The sequence below is a fragment of the Viridibacillus arenosi genome, from assembly GCF_001955655.1.
In the GTDB taxonomy this organism is placed as follows: Bacteria; Bacillota; Bacilli; order Bacillales_A; family Planococcaceae; genus Viridibacillus; species Viridibacillus arenosi.
In genome coordinates this window covers 166783-191233 of record NZ_MSPW01000001.1, presented here as the reverse complement: position 1 = coordinate 191233, position 24451 = coordinate 166783, and the positions used below count along the sequence as shown (strand labels likewise).

The following is a 24451-nucleotide window of genomic DNA, read 5'->3' as shown; positions in this document are numbered from 1 at the left end:
AACACAAATATTAGATAGTCGTGTTGCAGGTATGTTTTTTCTGTTTTCTTTTTTTCAACAGTTTGTCTAGTAAGACAAGTATCTAATTATTAATCTAAGGAGTGTGTTTTATGAAACTATTTACAACTACTTCAAATTTAATTGAACAAATGGTTGCGTGGAGAAGAGATTTCCATCAGTACCCTGAGACAGGCTGGACGGAATTTCGTACAGCTTCAATAATCGCACATGAATTGCACAAATTAGGTTTACATGTACAAATAGGAAAAGAGGTTGTGTCAGAAGAAAGGATGGGCGTCCCCTCTGATGACGAGTTAGCAGTTTACTATGAGAATGCAAAAAGTAACGGTGGCTACGTAAAATATATGGAAAAGATGGTTGGGGGATATACAGGTGTTGTTGCTACAATTAAAGGAAAAAAAACAGGACCTTCCATTGCTTTCCGTTTTGATATGGATGCGCTAGATATACTTGAAAATGATGAAATTACACATTTTCCGAAACAATTTGATTTTCGCTCAAAATATGCAGGGAAAATGCATGCTTGTGGACATGATGCCCATAGCGCAATTGGTATAGGCTTAGCACAAGTCCTTGCAAATAATGTGGATCAAATTGAAGGTACTATTAAAATTATTTTTCAACCAGCTGAAGAAGGTGTTCGCGGAGCAAAGTCAATGGTCGCTGCTGGAGTTGTAGATGATGTGGATTATTTTTTAGGTATGCATGTAGGAATAAATGTACCATTGGGTACAGTAATAGCTGGTGCAGATGGGTTTTTAGCTACAACTAAAATAGATGCAAAATTTACTGGGAAAGCTGCACATGCAGGGGCTGAACCTGAAAAGGGGAAAAATGCTTTACTTGCTGCAGCTTCGGCAATATTGGGTCTTCATACAATTACACAACATAGTGATGGTGCATCACGTATCAATGTTGGAACTTGTATATCAGGAGATGGACGTAATATTGTACCAGCTCATGCCTCATTAAAATTAGAAACACGTGGTGAAAATAACTCGGTACATACTTATGTACATGAGCAAGCACTATCTGTTTTAGAAGGAGCCTCTAAAATGTATGGAACAGAGCTTACTTATGAAATAGTTGGTGAAGCTAAAACGTGTGCTTCTTCAGAGGAATTAATAGATTTAGTTGGCCTTGCAGCAAAAGATATTAATGGTGTAGAGGAAGTACTATTGAGAAGTAAGTTTGCGGGTGGTTCAGAAGATGCAACTTATATGATGGACCAAGTTCAGCGACAAGGGGGACTTGCCACATATGCAATTTTTGGTACAACGTTAGCAGCTGGTCATCATCATGAAAAATTTGATATTGATGAAGCGGTATTTCCAATCATTCTAAACACGTGGTTAGAAACAATTGAACGAATTTATCAATATCAATATCAATATAATTAATTTTATATTGATAATAGGATAAATTATTTTTCTTAGTTATTAGTAGCTTATAATTAAAAGTCCTAAATAAGTTACTTTCATTCATAAAAAAGAAAAGCTAAATTAGTCAAATTACTAAACGCAATAATCTATAACTCTTGTACAAGAGGAGAAGTCAAAGCCATTAAAATATGTAAGTATAAATTTCAATATAGATTCGGTAAAAGTTCTAGTGCTAAGTATGGCATTAGAACTTTTTTTATTGAATTAAGTACGGAGTCAATATTTTAACAATAGAATGTGATAATTTTTTAGATTTAGGGAATTACTATTTCAAGTCAGTTTCTAAAGAGGAACAATTATTTTGAATGATTAAAAAAGAATGAAAATATAGAATAATATTTCAATTTACATCCTTAGTGCTATTTGTTAAGATGCTCTAAGGTTGTCTGTTGTCAGATGTCTAATTAAGGGATTTGATAAAAGGGATTGTTTTTCTACTACATACAAAGAAGGTGTCTAATATGAACGTATTATGGGGGATTTGCGGTATAATAGCTATTCTTGGTATAGCTTTTTTATTGTCAAGTTCCAAAAAATCAATCAATTTGCGAACAGTTGTTGGAGGATTAGTAATTCAAATTTTGTTTGCTTTTATCGTTTTAAAATGGGAAACAGGGCGTGAAGGTCTCCTAGCTTTTTCAAATGGTATACAAAATTTAATCTCTTATGCAAGTGAAGGGATTTCCTTCGTATTTGGTCCTGCAGCGGATACTAAAAATTTCGGTTTTGTTTTTGCTTTTCAAGTATTGACCGTTATCATTTTCTTCTCTTCTCTAATTTCTGTTTTATATTATTTAGGAATTATGCAGTTCTTTATTCGAATTCTTGGTGGAGCTCTTTCAAAGCTTTTGGGAACAAGTAAGGCAGAATCTGTTTCGGCTGCTGCAAATATTTTTGTAGGACAGACGGAGGCACCTCTTGTTATACGACCATTTATTGCGAATATGACAAAATCAGAGCTTTTTGCTATTATGACCGGAGGACTTGCTTCGGTTTCAGGGTCAGTTTTAGTAGGGTATGCATTATTAGGAGTTCCATTAGAATATTTGGTTGCTGCAAGCTTTATGGCTGCTCCAGCAGGATTAATTTTAGCTAAAATTATGATTCCTGAAACGGAAGTCGTGAATGAAGAAAACTTCACTATGGAAAAAGATGATTCATCTGTCAACGTAGTTGATGCAGCTGCACGTGGTGCTAGTGATGGATTAAAACTTGCGTTAAATGTAGGTGCGATGCTACTTGCATTTATTGCAATTATCGCACTTCTTAATGGACTACTAGGTGGAATAGGAAGTATTTTTGGATTTAAGGAGTTAACACTTGAGGGGATTTTAGGATTTGTTTTTTCACCACTTGCATTTGTTATAGGAGTTCCTTGGTCAGAAGCAGTCCAGGCAGGATCTTTTATAGGTCAAAAGTTAGTGCTAAACGAATTCGTTGCTTATTCTGCTTTTGCACCTGAAATTGCATCATTATCTCCAAAAACAGTAATTGTAGTAAGCTTCGCATTATGTGGATTTGCAAACTTAAGCTCGATGGCGATGTTGTTAGGCGGTTTAGGTTCGATGGCACCAAGCCGTCGCGAAGATGTTGCACGCTTAGGATTTAGAGCTGTCGCCTCAGGGATGTTGGCTTCATTATTAAGCGCTGCCATAGCAGGCATGTTTTTATAATTGGGCAGATTAAAAACGTAACTAAGAATTTTAGATAGATTATATATACTGGTATGAGAGACCTTATCCAATAATGGGTAAGGTCATATTTGTTTTTAATGATGATTTAATCAAACTCATGATACTGCAACTTTTCAATTATCCTTCTCTTTCTGTATAGCATTTTGCTCGCTTCCGCTATATCATGGACTGCTGACCGATTAATGAATGCACCGAATAAGAGACCAGCAATCGGAATCATTTGAAACAGTTTCTTCCAGCCAAATTGATCTCGGTAAGAATACACGACTTCACGCCAACCTTGCATTTCGGATATAACCTCTCGTTTTACTGTCTCATCTTGGTTATCAAACATGGATAATTGGGAAAGGATTGCTTCCTTACCGATAATGTCAGAGGAGATAAATTGAAGACATTTTACGATAAATAAACGTTCTTTTTTTTCATTTGGGTCATAGCCATAGCAAATTGCAATGTCCTGTATAGTTTTTAACTGTAACCCTAAAAGGAGAGGGATATCGATTGATAATGTAAATATACCTCCGATTCCGGTACCTGCGCCTTGTAGTGTTGCTAAATTTTTTCTGTTTTTAGTCAGCCCATCAACTGCATGATCCATCTTAGAGACAGGCAGCATTTTCACATCCTCAATTGTTTGTACTTCAAGCTTAGGATAATACGAAGGGATTTTAGATACTGAACTTAGATAGTTTCCACCTGTTTGAACGTATTGGCCAAGCTCGTCCAGTAGAATGCCGATTTTATCTTGAATGAACTTAGGTGTCCATTTATCGATGATTTTAAATGGCAACCGCCCAATTTTCTCGAAAAACCATAGATCATTTTGATCCTTTTCCCATGCTTCTACCTTGTTAAATTCTTCTGTTAACCATTCCTTAGAATCATTCACTCATTTTATCTCCTCATACTTTGAATACTAGTAATACGAATATGTGAATGCAAAGTTTCACTTCTAGTGATAGTCACAAAAAAGTATCAGTCTATGAATCTCTTCTTAGCCCGATACCTCACATTATTATTAAGTTCATTTTGGCTATTTGTTACTTTGTTATATGTTCTTCTTTATTGTTATTTATAGTATAGTCGTTTACAAATTTATCTCCAAAGGCGATACATAGCTCTGCAACTAGGGCACAACGTTTTGCAAACATATCGAATTGAATATGTTCATGTCTTGCATGTGCTCCATCTCCTGGAATACCTAGTCCATCAATAGTTGAAATACCTAAAGCAGAAGTGAAGTTGCCATCACTTGCTCCTCCTACACTAGATTCATTAACTTCAATGTTCAGTTTTTTACCTGCTTCTTGAGCAATTTTAAATAATTGTTGATTGGCTTCGCTTCTCTCAAGCGGTGGTCGATTCAACTCACCAGTTATGCTCAGTTTTGCCAATGGATTTTTCGGAGTAAGTTGTTCGATTGCTTGCATAATTCTTTCCGCTTCAAGCAATGTAGAAATTCGAAAGTCTACGTCAATAGATGCGTATTCTGGCACTACATTTATCGTTGTACCACCACGAATCACACCTACGTTCACTGTTGTCCCTTTGCCATAATCAGTTAGCTCTTGGAGTTGTTGTACTAAGTAAGATATCTCTAATATAGCGTTGACACCATCTTCATGGTTATTTCCAGCGTGTGTACTTATTCCTTGTACTTCTAATTGATACATTCCCATACCTTTTCTAGCTGTTTTCAGGTTACTCGTTTGGGCCTCAGGGGGCTCCATCACAAAAACCGCCTCACATGTTTTTGCCACCTCTTCAATCAATTCTCTAGAGGATATACTACCGATTTCTTCATCTGAAGTAAGTAAAAATACAGGAGATATTGGTAACGTTTCTAAAGTGTTTTCTAATGAAGAAATCGCCCAAATAGATGACAATAATCCTGCTTTCATATCAAACACTCCTGGGCCATAAAACACGTCATTTTCAAAATGAATTGGTAATTCACCTTTTGGCCAAACAGTGTCAAAGTGGCAAAGGAATAGGACACGAGGTTTTGCGGAATGTTCTTTCTCGAACAGGAGGTGATTTCCATATTGGTTGTTCATATATTCCGTACAGATGTAATCTTTACCAAGACGTTTTTGGATAATAACCTTAATCAGATTTCCTGTTAAATCTACGAGATTCTTATCATAACTGGGTGACTCAGCTTGTACGAGATTTAAAAGATCTTCTTTAATAGTTTGTTGATGATGCAATAAAAAGTCGTAATTAACGGTCATACAGGCAACACATCTCCCTATATTCTAATTTGTAACTTAATAATAACCTTTAACATTTGTGTAAATCAAAGTATTTTTAATATTTAAAATATAATAAATAAAAGAACTGTTAAAGCTTAATGTTGATTTGTAGTTGATAAGCTAACGGGCAGATTAATTGAATAAAGAAAAAATCTGTAAATTAAATACAGGGTTATTGTGAATTTATGTAGAATATATATGTCTTATTCTATATGAAATCAGGAGGCTCTTATGAAAACATGGATGAAACTTGAAGACCCCAATAATAAGTACGGTGCCAAGTTTACTTTGGGCGATAGAAATATTATGTTGCCGCCAGGTGCAGTGATATCTGTAACAAGAGGAGAACTGTTCAATATTCCACGCTTGATCATAAATGGGATGCTAAATCAATTCATAATGAAAGCACTGACAAAAAATGAAAACCTACTATATGCTGAGCTGACTGGACAAATACAAGGAGGAATAGGGCAAACGATAACAGTTTGGAGAGATGGTAACCGTATGAATGAATTTAGGAAGAGTGGCTCCCACAACTTTGCACGAAGATTTTTTAGTTGGGTATTTTATAGTGGGAAAGTACAGTCCTATTTTTTAACGTGGGGACACATAGGGCACCTTTCTTCAACAGATGAAATAACTACATTTGTAAAAAAATATGGTCGTCATTTTGATGGAGGTAAATTAGTAAAGAATGCGAATCCACCAAAAACAACAATAAAGACTAACAAAGTCTAAATAAAATAAAAAAAGTAGATATATAAAATCGTTAAAGCTTTGGGAAATTAATAGAATTACTTGCTCATTTCTAATACCAACAATTAAAAACATGATTTTGCCCGTATTGGGGAAGAATATTCTTATAGATTTTTTCAAAAAGAATAATGTTCGTTGCCGATTTTTATTTGTATCTGTGCTTAGCTAATCTTAATAAAGCTTTAACATAGAAATCTGTTCTATCTTTGTCGTTTTAGATTACACTTATTGTAGGACGAACTGAACAAGGGAGTGAACGACATAGCAAAAAAATGGGGAATATCAGCTCTATTGATATTTGGTGTGTATGCTTTAGCGATGTATTTTTATATTTTTCATAGTGGTGGTGGCACTATACCAGCTGCTTTAAAGGGAACTGTCGCTGATCCAGCGATGTTTATGTCCGAGCACGAATTACTATTAAGTGGAGAGTACTCGAAAATTAGGAATTTCCTCTTTTTTGTAGCGACTCCGTTTGAATGGCTCGTCTACTTCTTAATATTGCTTGTAGGGCTATCTTTTATGTTAGAAAAATGGTCAGCAGCACTTTCCAAATGGACAATCGTAAAAAATGTAATCTATCTATTTTTGTTATCACTACTTACGTATATTGTATTATTTCCAATGGACTATTATAGCTTTACCTTAAGTAAAAAGTATGGAATTAGTACCCAAAGCTTTTCTTCTTGGATGAGGGATGGTGTGATAGACTTTTGGGTTAACTTAGGCATGACTGTAATAGTTGTGTTGGTTCTTTATTGGCTCATAAAAAAAAGTACCAAGAGATGGTGGCTATATGCCTGGCTATTAACAATCCCTTTCTCTATTTTTATCATGTTTATCCAACCGGTAGTAATTGCCCCGTTATATAACGATTTTTACCCGTTGAAAAATAAAGAATTAGAGACAAAGATTTTGTCGTTAGCCGAACAGGCAAATATTCCAGCTGAGCATGTGTTTGAAGTGAACATGGCGGAAAAGACGAATGCTCTAAATGCTTATGTTACTGGTGTTGGTAGTAATTCGAGGATTGTGCTTTGGGATACTACATTAAATCGTTTATCAGATAAAGAAATTTTATTCATAATGGCACATGAAATGGGACATTATGTAGAGAAACATATTTATTTTGGCCTGGTTGGTTATATCTTCATGACGCTTATTGGACTTTGGTTAACGTCGAGGATTATGACTTGGATTATTGCAAGACATGGAAGGGTATTAAAACTAAAGAAGATTAGTGACATTAGTTCGCTCCCATTGTTTTTACTAATTACTTCGATGTTATTATTCGCTTCAAGTCCAATCTCGAATTATGTCTCTAGATATCAGGAATCAAGAGCTGACCAGTATGCAATAGAGTTAATGGGGGATAAAGAGGCAGCGGTGACGGCGTTTCAAAAACTCACAAAATCTGGATTAAGTGAAGTAAATCCGCCTTTACTTGTGAAATGGTTCCGATATACGCATCCTCCAATGTTAGAAAGAATTTATAAAGTTGCCGATCAAACAAGTGTAGAAGAGTAATGAAGGCTATACATGAATTGTTCATATATTTATATTTGTGAATAATTCATGTTGTTACTGCTGGGTTATAGTTATTCCTATTTTTCAGAAAAAACTATTAAATTTTTTAATCGTTAAAACTCAACTATAATATAATTCAATTGTGCTTATGACATGGTCACCGAGTTAAGATTCGGAAGCGTTAGTATGAGATGTTGTGTGAATTTTTAAAAAAGAATAAAAAAATAGTAGCACAGGATTATTTGGTAGGGAGAGTAGCTATGCGCAATATTTTTATAATTACAATAGGTTCTATTTTAGTGGGATTTGCTTATAACTTTTTGTTGATTCCTCATGAAATTCTTAGCAGTGGATTAAGTGGAATTGCTATCATGCTTGGTCTAGTAACGCCTTTCAATACAGGTATTTTAAACTTTTTATTAAATCTTCCTTTACTTATTATAGGTGTAATGAAATTAGGTAAACGGTTTATTGGATATACGATTCTTTCAGTACTAGTACTTTCAGTTAGTTTGTATGTAATTCCTGTTTATCAAGTAACACATGAGCCCCTTCTTGCATCACTGTTTGGTGGAGTTATTACAGGAATTGGTATTGGGATAATTTTTAAAGCTTCAGGATCATCAGGTGGCTTTGATATTATTGCGATGCTTCTAAATAAGAAAAGAGATTTTCCTCTTGGGGCGATGATTTCTGCGATGAACGCGATCGTTGTAGTGATTTCTGGCTTTGTATTTAGCTGGGATGCAGCTTTATACACGCTTGTAGCGATTTATGCGACGGGTAAAGTTATTGATACGATTCATACGAATCACATTAAACTAACTCTGATGATTATTACGGGTAAAGGTGACGAAGTGAAAGAGAAATTACTTGCGAATCTATATCGCGGAGTTACAATTATGGATGGTGAGGGAGCTTATACTGGTGAAGGTAGAAAAGTCCTTATTACTGTTATCACTCGTTATCAATTATCAGAAGTTAAAGAAATGATTACTGAAGTTGATCCAAATGCATTTGTGAACATCACAGAGACAAAAGAAGTTATAGGGATGTTCCACCGTGGATAAGAGTTATTAAATATAGAAGCAATTATCTCAGTGAATCATTTAAAATGATAAGAGGTAATTGCTTTTAATTTTTGAATAGAGGAAAAAATACAGACGTGTTAAATTTTAATGCCAGCAATATTATTAAACATCTGTATTCTTCAGGAAAACCTCGCGATGTAATTGAACATGATAAATTAAAGTGTCTTTAGAAGGAAGGTCATTCCTTTTATAGACACTTTTTTTATGAATACGTTCAATTTTTTATTTTATTTAGCCGTAAATCTCTATTTCAAATGAAACCTTGAATGCATTGTATGTTTTAAGATGGATGAAGATAAATTTGTATACGATTGAAATAAATCATTTCTAAATCAATGGGTAAATTAATTTGTAATTTTCGGAATTTATTGTAATTTTAATTGAAAAGAAGAATAAACTTCATTATGATGAAAAAAAAGGAAATCCTTCGAGAAACAGGAGATAGATAAATGGATGAATTAAAGTCTAAGGTTCAATCAAAATATGATGAATTTTCAAAAGGTTTAAAGATGGTAGCAAAGCATTTTTTTGCAAATCCAGAGGCGTTTGCGATGAACTCAGGTGTTCAAGTAGGACAGGAGATTAATGTCAGTGAAACTACGGTTATTCGATTTTGTCACGCACTTGGATATAGTGGATACAGCGCTTTGCAAAAGGATGTTCAAGAACAACTGCTCAATAAAAAAAGTAGTTTATTTGAATTCCACTTTATGAAAAATTCCACTGAGATGGATCAAGAATTTTCAAAGAAAATAATGATAAAAGATGCTGAGTTGATATTGCAAACAGCTGAAAGGCTAAATGTAGGTGATTTTACAAAAGTAGTAGACCATTTAGCTCAATCAGAAAGAGTTCTTGTATCAGGTGTTCGATCATCTCATGCAATGGCACAGTGGTTTTCGTTTACTCTCGATTTAATGCGTGGAAATGTAAGATTATTCCGACCTGATACAGATGATATTATGTTACGTATTAGTGAAATGAATGAGAGAAGCACGTTTGTTGCATTTTCATTTCATCGTTATGCTTTGGAAACAATCAATATGGCGAAAGAAGCAAAGCGTCAAGGTGCGTTTGTAATTGGTATTACTGATTCAGAGGTTGCCCCAATTCGAGAACATGCGGATATCTTATTTACTGTACAACTACCAATTAAATCTACATTAGATGTCGCACCGGCAGTGTTTTCGCTGATGAACGCTATAGTTGGTGCTGTAGCAGTGAAAAATTCAGAACAGTTTGCAAAAAGAACTAAAGTATACGAAGAGCTACAATTAAACCGTTTTTTTGGAGAATGATACAAAACTTTGCTGGTGTTTATATAGAAAAATAGGTGAGGTGTAGAATGTTACAGATTAAGAGATTAGTAGATATCGAAGAGATAAGAGCCACACAGCAAATTGAAGAGAAGGTTTGGAAAATGCCAGTTATACCAATACACCAAACGTATACAGCATCGAAGAATGGTGGAATGATCCTAGGCGCTTATGATAATGATGAATTAGTAGGCTATCAATATAGCTTCCCAGGATTTAAGAATGGCAAAGCATATTTATGCTCTCATATGCTCGGTGTTTTACCTACTTATCAAAAAGGTGGATTAGGAGAAAAACTAAAAGCTGCTCAGAAGGAATGGGCACTTGAAATGGGCTATTCATTAATTGTTTGGACATACGACCCTCTAGAAAGCGTGAATGCTTACTTGAATCTACATAAGTTAAAAGGGATTGCAGCCTCCTATTTGGAAAATCATTACGGAATGATGGAAGATCCTCTTAATAAAGGAATTCCTACTGACAGATTTTTAGTAGAGTGGTGGATTCGTAGTGATCACATCCAGGGTGAACAAAAGAATGATGAAGTCCAAAGCTATGAACCGTTGATTGAAACAGAGCTCAATAAGAGGCAGTTTCCGATTATTAGCTCTGAGATAGAGCCAATAAAAAATAAAAAGAAAGATATAATCTTAATTCCAATACCAGAGAATTTCCAACAAATGAAGCAACAACAGCCAAGTCTTGCATTGGATTGGCGCTATAAAACGAGAAAATGGTTTCAAGAATTGTGTTTGAATGACTACGTAGCAGTGGATGTAAAACGTAATTCAAAAGAAAAGGTGAGTTATTATGTGTTTCGAAAACGTAATAGTTTATCTTTAGTGGGAAATGAGGAGGGAAAATTATGATCTATAGTCCAATTGATATTCAAGAAGTTTGCCTACATCGACTTGTAATGAAATTAAAGGAACCATTTACCACAAGCTTTGGTACATTTCAGGAGAGAGAATTTTTTGTCATCGAAATGGTTGATGAACATGGCCTCTCTGGTTTTGGTGAATCCGTCGCTTTTGCAAGTCCTTGGTATAGTGAGGAGACTGTAAAAACAAATGAACACATGATGAGAGATATTCTAATTCCCTTGCTTTTTAAGGATCCTATCGCTCATCCAGATGAAGTATCAGAGAGGTTTGGGGCTATTCGAAGAAATAATATGGCGAAATCTGCATTAGAGGGAGCGGTTTGGGATTTATTTGCGAAACGTAGCAATCTAACATTGGCAAATGCCCTTGGTGGAGAAAAGAAGCAGATAGAAGTTGGAATCAGTATAGGCATTCAATCCTCTGTAAAAGAGCTTTTAGAAATTATAAGTAATCATGTAGATGAAGGTTATAAACGAATCAAAATTAAAATAAAGCCTGGTTGGGATTACGACGTTTTGAAAGAAGTTAGAAAACATTTTCCTGATTTAGATATGATGGCAGATGCAAATTCAGCTTATACGCTGAAGGATATGGAACTGTTAAAAAGACTTGATGAATTAGATTTAATGATGATTGAACAGCCGTTAGAGCATGATGACATTATCGATCATGCAAAATTACAATCGCAGTTATCCACTCCTATTTGTTTGGATGAAAGTATTCATTCATTAGAGGATGCTAGAAAAGCTATAGAGTTAGGTAGTTGTAAGATTATTAATATTAAAATCGGCCGTGTTGGAGGATTAACTGAATCGTTAAAAATCCACAACTATTGTCTTGAGAAAGGAATCCCTGTTTGGTGTGGAGGAATGCTTGAATCTGGTATTGGCCGGGCCCATAATATTGCGCTAACAAGTCTATCTCAATTTGTTTTACCAGGTGATACAGCATCTTCAGATAGATATTGGGAAAAGGATATCATTGAGCCAGAAGTCATCGTCGAAAATGGCATTATCACGATACCAGATAGGCCAGGTATAGGCTATGAATTAAATCGTGAAGTTCTTGAATCGTACCGGGTAGACAAGAAAATAGTTACGAAAAGCAATAAGGTTTCGTTGAAGTCATAAATCATTGATGTCGGGCTGTAATCCCCCAAAACAACAATTTTGCAAATAGTTGTAGGATATACCTCTCGTCATTTAAAACAAAATAAATATGTTTATTCTCATTATGCTTTTTAAAAAGTAAAGAACTTATGACAAGATTCGATAGTTCTAAATCAATACATTAATCAGAAAACAACAGAAATATAATTTACTGTAAATGAATCAATGATTATTGGGGGTGAGAAAAATGGAGAATCAATTTTTTGTGCAAAAAAATCAGAATAGTCCGTTAGTTATTGATGGACATTCTGATTTATTATCTGATGTACAGATTCAACGTGAAAAAGGTAGAAGAAAGGTTATTGAAACGGATTATTATGAACGTTTAGCAGCGGGTGGAGTAAATATCATTGTAGCTGCTCTATATGTTGACAGTAGTTTTCTTCCAGAAATGGGCCTTCGAAAAGCGCTGGGGCAGATAAGTTACTTATATGAAGAGGTGCAAGAATCTCCAGAAAAATTGATGATTTGCTATAACGGAGAGGATATGGAACGAGCTAAACAAATGGGGAAAATCGGTTTCTTATTGGCTATTGAAGGGGCAGAGCCAATAGGAACGGATCTTAGTCTATTAAGAGTATTTTACGAATTAGGTGTACGGAATCTCGGGTTAGTTTGGAGTAGAAGAAATGCCGTTGGGGATGGGAGTTTCTTTCAGCCAATTCGTGAAGGAAGAAAAGGAGGCATCACAAGTTTTGGAGTTAAGGTGATTGAAGAAGCAGAAAAACTAGGTATAACAATTGATGTATCACATTTAAATGATGAAGGATTCTGGGATGTGATGGAAATAAGCAAAAAACCAATCATTGCATCACATTCAAATGCTCGCTCACTTTGTTCGACGATGCGAAATCTAACGGACGAACAGATTCTAGCTATAGCCTCAAAAAATGGTGTGATTGGAGTAAATGCAGCTAGCTTACTAGTTGCTGATGAGGATACCAATTGTAATATAGAGTATCTCATCAATCATGTCGATCATCTAGTAAAAGTTGCAGGTATTCAGCATGTTGGAATCGGGTTAGATCTTTGTGAAGGTTTAATTAAATATATGTCACCAGCTGATTTGGCGAATATACCACGTAAGCCATTCGATGTCATTTCAGGTCATCAAGAGATTCCTCTATTTATCGAAGGACTTATAGATCGAGGCTATAAAGGAAATGAGATTGAAGCATTATTAGGAGGGAATTTCCTTCGAATCTTTAAAGGATAAAACGAATGATTAGATTTAAGTATTGCAATTATTCTTAAGATAAATTTTAATAGATATATTTTTTAGTTTTAAAAATCAGGAAATTCAGAAATGGAGAGATGGACGATATGAAACAAGAAACAATGATGAAGGAATTCAATCAGTATGCAGGTGAAATTACGAAGAAATATCAAATTCCAGGCTTTGCAATGGGCTTAGCGAAAGAGGGTCAATTATTTTATGAAAATGATTTTGGTTATCGAAATATAGAAAAAGAGCTTCCTCTATCATCTGATACTGTATTTGGAATTGGTTCAGTAACGAAATCATTTACATGCGTGGCTATTCTCCAGCTACAAGAGGCTGGAAAGCTGTCTGTTCACGATGCTGTTGTGCAATATTTACCAGAATTTAAAACTAATAATGAAGAATATACGAAACAAATGACGATTCATCACTTTATGACTCATTCTGCAGGAATACCACCTTTAGCCGCATTAATAGGTGCAATGCGTACGAGTATGTTGCTGGATCCAACATTTGAAGAAGAGGGAAAGCCAGCAATGGATTTATCAAAGATACCTTCTATTGAAACATATGAGGAACTAATGAAAGATATCGCGAATGCAGATTTTACACTACTAGGTGCTCCAGGTACAGAGTTTAGCTATTCAAATGATTGTTATGCCCTTTTAGGTACTATTATCGAACGAGTCAGTGGAATCAGTTACGAACAGTATATGAAAGAATATATTTTAGGCCCAGCAGGTATGCACCGAAGTGTATTTCATTATGAAGAATTAAAAGGACACGAGGATGTTGCTACCATTTATAATTCACGAAAAAAAGAAGAAGAAACGATAGTGTTTGAATCTAATAATCCTTGGGATGCGCCGGCTATGCGTGCCGCAGGATTCTTGAAATCTACTATAAATGATATGATTAAATATTCTGAAATTTTTAGAAACAATGGAAAAGTAGGTTCAGTACAAATACTGACTCCAAAGAGCGTTGAATTAATGACAACACCTTATATCCAATGTGATCATGAGAAATATTACGGATACGGTTTAATGATAACACCTGACTATTTTGGCTATCGATTGATAGAACATGGAGGCTCCATTAAAGGAGTAGCTGCTCAATTGAATATGATTCCAGAATTAGGTTTAGCAGGAGTATCATTTACTAACTTAGCAGGAGTGCCTTCTACGCAACTATTATATAGTGCATTTGCAGAACAACTAGGTAGATCTATACATGATAGTCATTTTAGCTTGAAAGAAATTGACGTATCAGCTGAAAAGTTAAATGAGTTTGAGGGTGAATTTGTATCTGGTGAAGGTTCGAAAGTGAAACTTCATATTGAAGAAGGAAAACTTCATATAAATGTAGATGGAATTCAAACAATAATAAAATTAATTGCTGAAGATACCTTTTTAGTACACATAAAAGACTCGAATATGATACTGCGTTTTAAAAGAGATGAAGAAGGAACAATTGTAAGGATTAAATGCGGATATAGACAAATTCCAAAGGTGGACTAAGGGGGGAGAAATTTGGTTGTTAAACATGGTTGCTTGTAGTTCGGATAAGGAGTCTACCAAAGATCAAAGTGATGATTTAAACCAATCTACCTCGAGATTAAAATCGATGATTAAATTTATTAATACTCGTCTATTAGAACCGATTACAGCTGGTGCTCTTATAAATCAAAGAGAAAGTTAGATCAATTTAAGAAAAAAATTAAAAAGTGTCTTGAATAGTAGTTGTTACGGAACTGACCCAGTATATAAGACTGAAATATAAAAGCATTCACCCAACCAGTTGTCGGTATTGTACCGGCGACTGGTTGTTTAGTTTCTGATATATTCGAATGATTTTTGATAGTTTGTTCCTAAATGGAGCAGTTAAACAACCTTTAAGAAAAAATAATACTAATACTACTTAGCGAATTATTAAACTACTAATTTAAAAAAGAGCTGCAATTTGGTATCTTATGTTTGAACTTATATGAACAAAGTTGTCATATTAAAAGTCATATTTTATAGAAAAATGTAAATTTGATAAAAATTTAAGAATATTATGTATTTTAGGTAACAGAATTATATGAATTTATATATAATGATAGAAGGTAGAGTCATCTATTTTGGATTGCACAAAACCAATATAAGGATAATTTAAGGGGATGTTTAAATGGAAAAACGTAATTATAAGTTTGTAAAACCGGCTGCATCATTAATATTAGGAGCAACAGTTTTAATAGGATCTCTTGCTACGTCGGAATCAGTAGATGCTGCGTCTTCAAAATATCAAGTTTCTAATAGTAAATTAGTAGTCAAGAAAACAGGTAAAACTGTAAAAGGGTATAAGCAATTTAATAGTAAACTCTACAAAGATGGCAAACTTTATACAGGATTAAAAGGCGGTATTTATTATAAAAACGGAAAGAAGGGCACTGCTAAATATAAAGGTGTCTATTATTCAAAGGGGAAGGCTTTTACAGGGGTGAAAAGCAATACCTATTATAAAAATGGGAAAGTAGCGACAGGATGGTATGGAAAAGATAGTGCTCACATCTATTATGTGAAAGGAAAACCATTTACAGGAATCGGTGCCAATACAGGTCGATACTTTAAAAATGGTAAACTCAGCACAGGTTGGTATGGTGATGGAGCAAAACGTTCTTATTATGTAAAAGGAAAAGCGTTTACAGGTATCTCAGAAAAAACAGGTCGTTACTTTGTAAAAGGTAAGTTAAATGTGGGTTTAGCACTTTATAATGGAAAATTATTCAACGGTGAAAAGTTAAATACAGGGGTCATTCAATACAATAACGTTTGGTACAAAGATTCTACAATTGCGAACGGTAAAATCACAACTCCGGATGGCAAAGAAATTAATGTAGTTGATGGCGTAGAGAAGAATTTTGCATTATCAATCATGCACACGAATGATACGCATGCTCATTTAGACAATGCGGCAAAAAGAACAACAGCTATCAAAAATATTAGAGCAAAAAATCCAGATGCATTATTACTAGACGCAGGTGATGTATTTAGTGGAACTCTATATTTCAATGAATTCAGAGGACAAGCAGACTTAAAACTGATGAATTTAATGGGCTATGATGCTATGACTTTTGGAAATCACGAGTTCGATTTAGGTTCAAGTCCAGAAGGGCATCAAGCTTTAGCAGATTTTATTAAAGGAGCAAACTTCCCATTCATTAGTGCCAATGTAAATTTCTCAGCAGATGCGCGTTTTACAGGTCTATTTACAGATTTAATTTCAAGTGAACCTGAAAAAGGAAAGATTTACAATGGTATTGTTAAAGTAATAAATGGCGAAAAAGTCGGCATTTTTGGATTAACAACTGAAGAAACAGTAGATATTGCGAGTCCAGGAAGTATAGCGTTTGAAAATTATATTACAGAGGCTGAAAAAGCAGTAAAAGCCTTTGAAGGTCAAGGCGTTGATAAAGTTATTGCGCTTTCACATATTGGATATGATGATAATGCAGCGGTAGACAATGATTTAACATTAGCTGCAACTGTAAAAGGCATTGACGTTATCGTTGGTGGACATAGCCATACAGAATTAAAGAAACCAGTTATTGTAGACCAAGATAGCAACAAGCAGAAAAAAGATCCAACTGTTATCGTCCAAGCATACCAATATAGCGATTTTTTAGGTACGTTGGATGTAGAGTTTGATACTAAAGGTACAGTAGTGAAATCTGATGGCGAGCTTATTGCATTAAAAACTTTAACAGATGATCCAGAAGCGGTTGCTATATTAAAACCATATTCTGATAAAGTTGCAGAAGTAAACAGTAAAGCTATCGGAGCAGTAGCAAAAAGTGCACTAGAAAACCCAAGAAAAGATAATTCAGCAACTGATAAGATTAGTGTACGTAGCAATGAAACTGCACTTGGTAACATCATTACTGACGGTATGCTAAGTAAAGCTAAGACTAAGAATAAAGATGTTATTATGGCGCTTCAAAACGGTGGTGGTATTCGAGCTGGTATTGATGCAGGTGAAATTACTGTCGGCGAAGTGATTACAGTACTACCATTTGGTAATACATTAGCAACAATGACTTTAACAGGTGCAGATTTAAAACTAGGATTCGAAACGAGTTTTAAAGAATATCCAGCAGAAAGTGGCGGCTTCCTTCATGTATCTGGTGCTAAAGTAGAATTTGACTCAAGCAAGCCAGTTGGTCAACGTGTAGTTTCCATTAAATACAAAGATGCAAGCGGCAATTACATTGCAATTCAAGACGGTGAAAACTACACTGTAGCAACTAATGCCTTTACTGCCAAAGGTGGAGACGGCTACGACATTTTTGCCAAAGCATATGCAGAAGGTCGAGTAACAGACCTAGGTCTTTCGGATTGGGAAAACTTAGCGGAGCAGTTAACATCACTAAAAGAAATTAACCCAACTACAGAAGGACGAATTGTAGATATTGCAAAGTGATTTAATACCAATCGGCAAAATTATGAATTTCATGTTAGGTTAACCAATTAATATAATGTATCCCCCTGATAGCTATAAATTGGGGGGATACTTCTTAAGCTATAACTATCTTAATAAATTACAATCAATATAGTTAGCTTAGAGATCATGTCTATTAGCGCACAATCTCAATAGCTTACATATTCACTTTGTATGAATAACTCACTTTTGTGATCATAGAAAAAGCACCTCCGAAATGAATTTTGGTATCTATACCTGAATTCAATCGAAGATGCTTTTTTATTTGTCTATATCTTAGGGACAGTCTCTATCCCTCTAAGACACTTTTATGGCATTGAACTTTAATTGAAATATGAAAAAATATGCTGTATAACGGGTTATATCTCTTCTAATTTAGGTTGATGTTTTTTCAACATGATGACGAATAAACTAGCTAACACACACATACTACCAGCTAAAATAAAAGCCCATTGATAGGAACCAAATACTTTGAAAATAACTCCACCACCAAATGCTGCAACCCCTGCGCCAACTTGATGAGCAGCCATGATCCAGCCATACATTAAGGTGCTTTTCTTAAGACCAAATTCCCGTCTTGCCAATCCAATAGTAGGTGGGACAGTGGCAATCCAATCTAAACCATAGAAAATAGAAAAAATAACTAGCCATAAGTAAGAACCTTGAGCTAAAGCAAACGGTAAAAACAGTAGGGATATTCCACGAAGCACGTAATACCAAAATAGCAGCCAACGATTATCAATTCGATCAGATAACCAGCCAGATAAGGTTGTTCCCACTAAGTCGAATACCCCCATAAATGAGAGCATTGCCGCGGCTGTTACAACAGGGATTCCAAACCCTATGCAATAGGAGATGAAATGAGTTCCAATTAAACCGCTAGTAGATAAACCACATATGAAGAAACTTCCTGCAAGTAGCCAAAATTCTTTTAGTTTCAAGCCTTCCATAAGTGTACCTAGTGCTAATTTAAATGGATTTTGCCTAAGAATAGGTTGTTCAGCAGATTGATCATTACCCTCCTGCCCATACGGTAGAAGTCCCTTGTCTTGGGGGAAGTCCTTCATAAACAGAAGGATTAATAATAAGATTAATAGACTAAGAATAAAGATAAGTCCTGTGGCGTAACGCCAAGAATATTGGTCAATGATTGTAGCTAATACAGGTAATAATATTAATTGTCCAGTTGCTGTACTTGCCGTTAAAATGCCAACTGCGAGACCACGGTGTTTCACAAACCAGCGATTTGCAATTTGTGTACTGAGTACGGTTAAGAATAATCCAGAACCAATACCGATCATGACACCCCAAATCAGTATTAATTGCCATTGTGATTGCATAACGAAAGTCAATGCAAGACCAGTTGACAATGTTAGCATTGAATAGAGCATCATTCGTTTTAAACCAAAAACCTCTACAAACGCTGCCATAAAAGGTCCCGAGAAGCCATATAAAAATAAGCTCACTGCGAAGGCAAAGGAAATGGCAGGGCGACTCCAGCCAAACTCAAGCTCAAAAGGATCTATAAAAACACCTGATGAGGATCTAATGATACCTGCAACAATAATAGATAAGAATGTAACTGGTAGAATAATCCAGCTATAGTGAACCTTTTTCATTAAGAACTTCAACTCATTTCTAGTTAATAACCATAGAATTATCAGTTTTATATAAAAAAATATGAAATGCTACATAAAGACAGTGATGAGATTAGTATGCTAAATAATACGAATTGTCTGATATAATGTCAATAGGTTGGACTAAGTTAAATTGGTTAATATCAGTTTAAAATGTTAAGTTCATTAACAAACCATGGTATAGAGCATGTTGAGCTTATACTTATCATATTGAAAATGATGAATTCCGCAATGAAAGTATTGTGTTTTTTATCTTAGAAATAGAATAGATAGTTTTGGTAAATTCAAAAATTATTGAGAAGCAGATCTATGAAATACACAACTGAGAGGTTTTTCTAAATACTAGAACTATCTAGTAGTATATTAATTAAAACTGACATTTATTATAACTAAGGGGTGATCATACTTTGAATCAAACGATTTATTTACTCCGACATGGAGAAACTGTCTTTAATTCGCAAGGTAGGTATCAAGGTGAACTGGATTCACCATTAACAGATGATGGAATTGCCCAAGTAAATAGTATTGCTAGATTGTTAAAGATGTATATTGGAGATCCAAAAAAGTGGGCTATTATATCGAGCCCTTTAGGTAGAGCTATGCAAAGTTCTGAGATTATCTGTAATACATTAGGATTTGATGTAACTAAGGTAGAGAAGGATAATCGCTTAAGGGAGGTATCTGTTGGCTCTTGGGCGGGCTTAACAATGAAAGAAATTGAAGAAAAATGGCCGAAACTTCTAAAACATACAGATCACTACAATTGGTTTTTTAATTCACCTAATGGAGAAAGTTATACTTCTGTTGAGGAAAGAGTAGCAGATTGGCTAAAAAGTATTGAAGGTCGTGAGAAAATTATCGCTGTATCACATGGGTTAACAGGTAGAATATTAAGAGGAGTATACACCAATTTAGAAAAAACCCAAGCTTTAAAATTAGAAGTATCTCAAGATATATTCTTTAAATTAGAAAATCATAATGTTGAGAGATTTAGTATAGAATATGATGAGTATTAATTGTATATCGATTCTAATTGGCCATTTGATAGGGACTATTCAAATGGTCTTTTTTCTACTACTTAAGTGATTAGTATTTTCTTTTAGATTAAAAGATTTCTTGAGTGAAGTGAAATTGTTAATTATGTCTACCTTTTACTGTAGCATTAAAAAATATAATAGAACCTACTTCAAGTTATCTATTTGAATTCGATTAACAAGTTTTCAATGTACAAAGCATAGGATTAATAATATGAACAAAACGGAAGGTGGAATTCAGTGTTTAATCCAAATGCTCATCAACTATCATGTAACTCATTTCGTGTTATAACAGTCACGGGTAACGGGAAAGTTGCCGTTCAACCAAGTTATGTGGAACTTCAAATAGAAGTGATCACAGAAGGAAAAGATGTAAGTAAAGCGCAACAGGAAAATGCAAATATCATGAATCGTGTAATACAATCTATTTTGTCACTTAACATTCCAAGGGAGAATATTCAAACTGCTGCCTATAATATTGTGCCAAACTATGATTACATCGAAGGAAAACAGGTTTTTAGAGGTTATGAAGTGACTAATGCTCTTAATGTTAAAGTAAAAGATACAAGTCAAGTGGGCACTGTCATTGATACAGCTGTAAAAAATGGTGCAAATCGCGTTTCAGGAATTCAGTTTAAAATTGAAAATGGAGAATTTTATTATCAACAAGCGCTAAGTATAGCTCTCCATGATGCCCAAATGAAAGCAAAAACAATAGCCGAGACCATGCGATTACCAATGCTTCCACAACCGATAGAGATTGTAGAAGAGAGTAATGCGGGCCCTGTATTATATAAAACTGTTGCCATGGCTGAGCAGAATATCTCCACCCCAATCGAACAAGGGCAAATTACAATAAGTGCGTCATTAAGAGTCAAATTTCAGTATTAGTTTATAGGTGAATTTTCTAGCAAATTGAATAGGGAATAATGCAAAAATATAATCTTTTAATATAAATTGATTGGTAATAAAAAAGTAGATCACTAACAGTCTTAATAAAAAAACAACCCCAGATGAGTATAAATACTCGTCTGGGGTTATATATGATTAGCCTATATTAAAAATTAAATTCATCTGGGTTTGGACCACAGCGGAAATTCTCATTTAATCCATCAATTTGAGCCATTTCTTCAGTAGTTAGTTCAAAGTCAAAGACATTAATATTTTCTTCCATACGTGACTCAGTCATTGTTTTTGGAATTGTTACAACTTGATGTTGTAAATCCCATTTTAAGACGATTTGAGCAGCTGTTTTATTATGTTTAGCAGCAATACTTTGTATAGTTTCATCTTTTAACAGTTCTCCGTTCATTAGTGGAGACCATGCTTCAACTTGGATATCGTGCTCCATGCAATAATTACGCACCTCTTGTTGTGTAAGACGTGGGTGGAATTCAATTTGATTGATAACTGGTTTGATTTCTGTTTCTTTAAGTAGATTTTCTAAGTGGTGAACTTGGAAGTTACTTACGCCGATTGAACGAACTCGACCCTCTTTATAGATCGTTTCAAGTGCTTTATATGCATCCAAATATTGATCATGACCAGGCCAGTGGATTAAGTATAAATCTAAATAATCTAATCCCATTTTTGATAAACTGTCATCGTATGCAGCAAGTGCAGCTTCATAATTTAAGCCAGCATTCCAAACTTTTGATGTGATAAATAATTCCTCACGAGTAACTAAACCCTCAGCAATTGCCTCTTTAATACCTTGTCCTACCATTTCTTCATTGCCATAAATTTGTGCAGTATCAATACTACGGTAGCCTTTTTTTATAGCTGTTTTAACAGCTTCTGCAAGTTCTGCACCATTTTCTACACGGAAAACACCGTAGCCTAAGACTGGCATTTTGATTCCATTATTTAATGTTGTTGTTTGTAAGTTCATTTTGAACACTCTCCTCAGTTTTTTCTTGTTTGACACAGATTGCTGCTAAAATGACAGCTCCTGTTACCATAATTCCTGCAATCCATGTTGTATGGATTAATCCCATTGACTTGGCGATAACGCCTCCTGCATATGATCCAATCGCAATTCCAGCATTGAAAGCAGCAATATTAATAGCAGAAGCGACATCTACAGCGCTAGGGACAAAACGCTCAGCCAATATCACGACATAAGTTTGAAGCCCTGGGACATTCATAAATGCAAAGAGCCCCATAAATAAAATCGTAATTAGACCAGCTATTTTAAATGGTACGGTAAAGTAAAGAACAAATAACACAATCGCTTGAATCACGAACATATAAAATAATGCACGAATTGGATTGTTATTAGCTAGTTTACCACCAATAGTATTACCAATGGCAACTGTAACACCATAGAATAAAATAATTAGAGTCACGGTTTTTGCCGAAAAACCACTCACTTCTTGCAATAATGGTGATAGATACGTAAAGACGACAAATGTACCACCGTAACCTAGTGCAGTAATGATGAACACTAGCAATAATCGGCCGTTTTTTACTAGCTTAAGTTGTTCACCAAAACCGATTTTGGTACCTTTTTGGATAGAAGAAGGTATTAAAACCATATTGGCAATTAGTGCGAGAATACCAATAACGACTATAAATGCAAATGCCATGCGCCATCCGAATTGTTGTCCAATTAATGTACCGAAAGGAACACCTGTTATTGTAGCTACAGTTAATCCAGTGAACATAATCGCTATCGCACTTGCTCGACGATTTGCTGGTACAAGACTAGCAGCAATTGTAGATCCAATTGACATAAATACACCATGAGCTAAAGCAGAAACTAGTCTCGCTACAAGTAATATGCCGATAGTTGTAGAAAACATGGCTATACTATTGCCAATGATGAAAATTAGCATAATCCCTAGTAAAAGTTTCTTTCGAGGAATATGGGCTAGTAGAGATGTCAGTACAGGCGCCCCGATCATTACACCAATCGCATAAATAGACACGGTCAAACCAGTTACTTGAAGTGAAGTTTGTAAATCGGCTGCAATCATTGGTAGTAAACCAACGCTTATAAATTCTGTTGTCCCAATGGCAAAAGCAGTCACTGCCAGTGCAAGCAGAGCCTTTGTATTATTTTGTTGCTGTTCTTTCATAGAATCTCCTTCTTTTAATCAGTGTGCAATTACTTGCCAAATGTTCCGGAACAAATGTTATTATGGAGCATGCAGAACAGAAAGGGAAGTACGTACTTTTTTGTTATATAGGAACCTTTTAGTAACTGCGAACGAATGTTCTTTTAAATGAAAAGAGGTTATTAATGATGGAAACGAAGAAAAAATACAATATATCAGTTGAAGCAACACTTGAAGTTATCGGAGGAAAATGGAAATGTGTGATTTTATGTCATCTCACTCATGGAAAAAAACGTACAAGTGAATTGAAACGACTGATGCCAAATATTTCGCAAAAAATGTTAACTCAGCAATTACGTGAATTAGAAAATGATGGTGTCATTAACCGTATTCTATATCATGAACTACCACCAAAAGTAGAATATGAGCTAAGCGATTACGGTAAAAGTTTAGAACCTATACTGACTTCACTTTGTAATTGGGGCGAGGAACATATTGTCAAAGTGTATGGTAGTAAAGAGGGTTACTTAGAGGATAATGGATTAAATGATTAGTTATAATGAAAAATACGGTTAATATCCAAAAAAAGGATTATTATATTAAAACGTTCGTGTTTTGTATAATTAATAATATAAATGTTGAATAACGTTCGTGATTTAATGGTAATTACATTTATTTCATAATAAAATATGTTGTATTATTCGTGTGTTAGCGATAAAATAATGGATATTCCAATCTATATGTAACTGGCGTAGCATGGATTACCATGAGGGAGCATATAGAAATTCGTCGTACGTCTGGGCAGGTATTTAGTAAGCGGAATTTTACTGAATACCTTTTTTGTTGGAAATTTTTATCGGAAAAG

20 protein-coding genes and 1 riboswitch are annotated in these 24451 nt (G+C 34.8%); of the genes, 15 read left to right on the top strand and 5 right to left on the bottom strand.

Annotation, left to right across the window (positions count from 1 at the left end; genetic code table 11):
* The first annotated feature begins 110 nt into the window (after positions 1-110).
* Both BK137_RS00865 and BK137_RS00860 read left to right on the top strand, forming a co-directional pair.
* Positions 111-1421 (top strand): amidohydrolase, encoded by a 1311-nt coding sequence (locus tag BK137_RS00865; protein ID WP_038190252.1) that lies wholly within the window; start codon positions 111-113, stop codon positions 1419-1421.
* Positions 1422-1924: 503 nt separating this feature from the next.
* The gene (locus BK137_RS00860; protein ID WP_038190249.1) at positions 1925-3136 is read left to right on the top strand and encodes a NupC/NupG family nucleoside CNT transporter; all 1212 of its coding nucleotides are present in this window, start codon (positions 1925-1927) and stop codon (positions 3134-3136) included.
* Between the two features lie 106 nt (positions 3137-3242).
* Here BK137_RS00860 and BK137_RS00855 read toward each other — a convergent pair whose 3' ends face one another.
* Positions 3243-4046, bottom strand: coding sequence for an EcsC family protein (locus BK137_RS00855; protein ID WP_038190246.1), 804 nt, complete (start codon positions 4044-4046; stop codon positions 3243-3245).
* A gap of 151 nt (positions 4047-4197) precedes the next feature.
* Positions 4198-5391, bottom strand: a complete 1194-nt coding sequence (locus BK137_RS00850) for a M20 family metallopeptidase (RefSeq protein ID WP_038190242.1) — start codon at positions 5389-5391, stop codon at positions 4198-4200.
* Positions 5392-5643: 252 nt separating this feature from the next.
* Between BK137_RS00850 and BK137_RS00845 the strand changes: the two genes are divergently transcribed.
* The 10 genes from BK137_RS00845 (at position 5644) to BK137_RS00805 (ending at position 17838) form a co-directional block, all read left to right on the top strand.
* Complete coding sequence (locus tag BK137_RS00845; protein WP_038190238.1) at positions 5644-6150, top strand: hypothetical protein; 507 nt, start codon at positions 5644-5646, stop codon at positions 6148-6150.
* 279 nt (positions 6151-6429) lie between these two features.
* A complete protein-coding gene (locus tag BK137_RS00840; RefSeq protein WP_038191142.1) occupies positions 6430-7695 on the top strand; it encodes a M48 family metallopeptidase in 1266 nt (421 codons plus the stop codon).
* A gap of 260 nt (positions 7696-7955) precedes the next feature.
* Positions 7956-8765: a YitT family protein gene (locus tag BK137_RS00835; RefSeq protein ID WP_038190232.1), complete on the top strand. Its 810-nt coding sequence runs from the start codon at positions 7956-7958 to the stop codon at positions 8763-8765.
* A gap of 470 nt (positions 8766-9235) precedes the next feature.
* A complete protein-coding gene (locus BK137_RS00830; RefSeq protein ID WP_038190229.1) occupies positions 9236-10084 on the top strand; it encodes a MurR/RpiR family transcriptional regulator in 849 nt (282 codons plus the stop codon).
* Between the two features lie 47 nt (positions 10085-10131).
* Positions 10132-10971, top strand: a complete 840-nt coding sequence (locus tag BK137_RS00825) for a GNAT family N-acetyltransferase (RefSeq protein ID WP_038190226.1) — start codon at positions 10132-10134, stop codon at positions 10969-10971.
* Entirely contained in the window at positions 10968-12116 is a 1149-nt protein-coding gene (gene menC, locus BK137_RS00820; protein ID WP_412104702.1) for an o-succinylbenzoate synthase, read from the top strand. The genes BK137_RS00825 and menC overlap by 4 nt, the downstream gene beginning before the upstream one ends.
* A gap of 226 nt (positions 12117-12342) precedes the next feature.
* Positions 12343-13371: a dipeptidase gene (locus tag BK137_RS00815; RefSeq protein WP_051448841.1), complete on the top strand. Its 1029-nt coding sequence runs from the start codon at positions 12343-12345 to the stop codon at positions 13369-13371.
* Between the two features lie 107 nt (positions 13372-13478).
* Positions 13479-14897 (top strand): serine hydrolase domain-containing protein, encoded by a 1419-nt coding sequence (locus tag BK137_RS00810; RefSeq protein ID WP_038190223.1) that lies wholly within the window; start codon positions 13479-13481, stop codon positions 14895-14897.
* Between the two features lie 16 nt (positions 14898-14913).
* Entirely contained in the window at positions 14914-15078 is a 165-nt protein-coding gene (locus BK137_RS22100) for a hypothetical protein (protein ID WP_155981205.1), read from the top strand.
* A gap of 468 nt (positions 15079-15546) precedes the next feature.
* Positions 15547-17838: a 5'-nucleotidase C-terminal domain-containing protein gene (locus BK137_RS00805; RefSeq protein WP_051448840.1), complete on the top strand. Its 2292-nt coding sequence runs from the start codon at positions 15547-15549 to the stop codon at positions 17836-17838.
* A 377-nt stretch (positions 17839-18215) separates the two neighbouring features.
* Here BK137_RS00805 and BK137_RS00800 read toward each other — a convergent pair whose 3' ends face one another.
* Positions 18216-19475, bottom strand: a complete 1260-nt coding sequence (locus tag BK137_RS00800; RefSeq protein ID WP_038190221.1) for an MFS transporter — start codon at positions 19473-19475, stop codon at positions 18216-18218.
* Positions 19476-19900: 425 nt separating this feature from the next.
* On the opposite strand from BK137_RS00800, the gene BK137_RS00795 reads away from it, so the two are divergent.
* Positions 19901-20509, top strand: coding sequence for a histidine phosphatase family protein (locus tag BK137_RS00795; RefSeq protein ID WP_038190220.1), 609 nt, complete (start codon positions 19901-19903; stop codon positions 20507-20509).
* 258 nt (positions 20510-20767) lie between these two features.
* The gene (locus BK137_RS00790; protein ID WP_038190217.1) at positions 20768-21418 is read left to right on the top strand and encodes an SIMPL domain-containing protein; all 651 of its coding nucleotides are present in this window, start codon (positions 20768-20770) and stop codon (positions 21416-21418) included.
* 166 nt (positions 21419-21584) lie between these two features.
* Here BK137_RS00790 and BK137_RS00785 read toward each other — a convergent pair whose 3' ends face one another.
* On the bottom strand, positions 21585-22418 hold the full coding sequence (locus tag BK137_RS00785) for an aldo/keto reductase (RefSeq protein ID WP_038190214.1): 834 nt from the start codon (positions 22416-22418) through the stop codon (positions 21585-21587).
* Complete coding sequence (locus BK137_RS00780) at positions 22390-23607, bottom strand: MFS transporter (RefSeq protein WP_051448839.1); 1218 nt, start codon at positions 23605-23607, stop codon at positions 22390-22392. Before BK137_RS00780 ends, BK137_RS00785 begins: the two co-directional genes overlap by 29 nt.
* Positions 23608-23774: 167 nt before the next feature.
* On the opposite strand from BK137_RS00780, the gene BK137_RS00775 reads away from it, so the two are divergent.
* Positions 23775-24140 (top strand): winged helix-turn-helix transcriptional regulator, encoded by a 366-nt coding sequence (locus BK137_RS00775; RefSeq protein ID WP_038191115.1) that lies wholly within the window; start codon positions 23775-23777, stop codon positions 24138-24140.
* A 178-nt stretch (positions 24141-24318) separates the two neighbouring features.
* Positions 24319-24396: riboswitch (ZMP/ZTP riboswitch) on the top strand.
* The last annotated feature ends 55 nt before the right edge of the window (positions 24397-24451 follow it).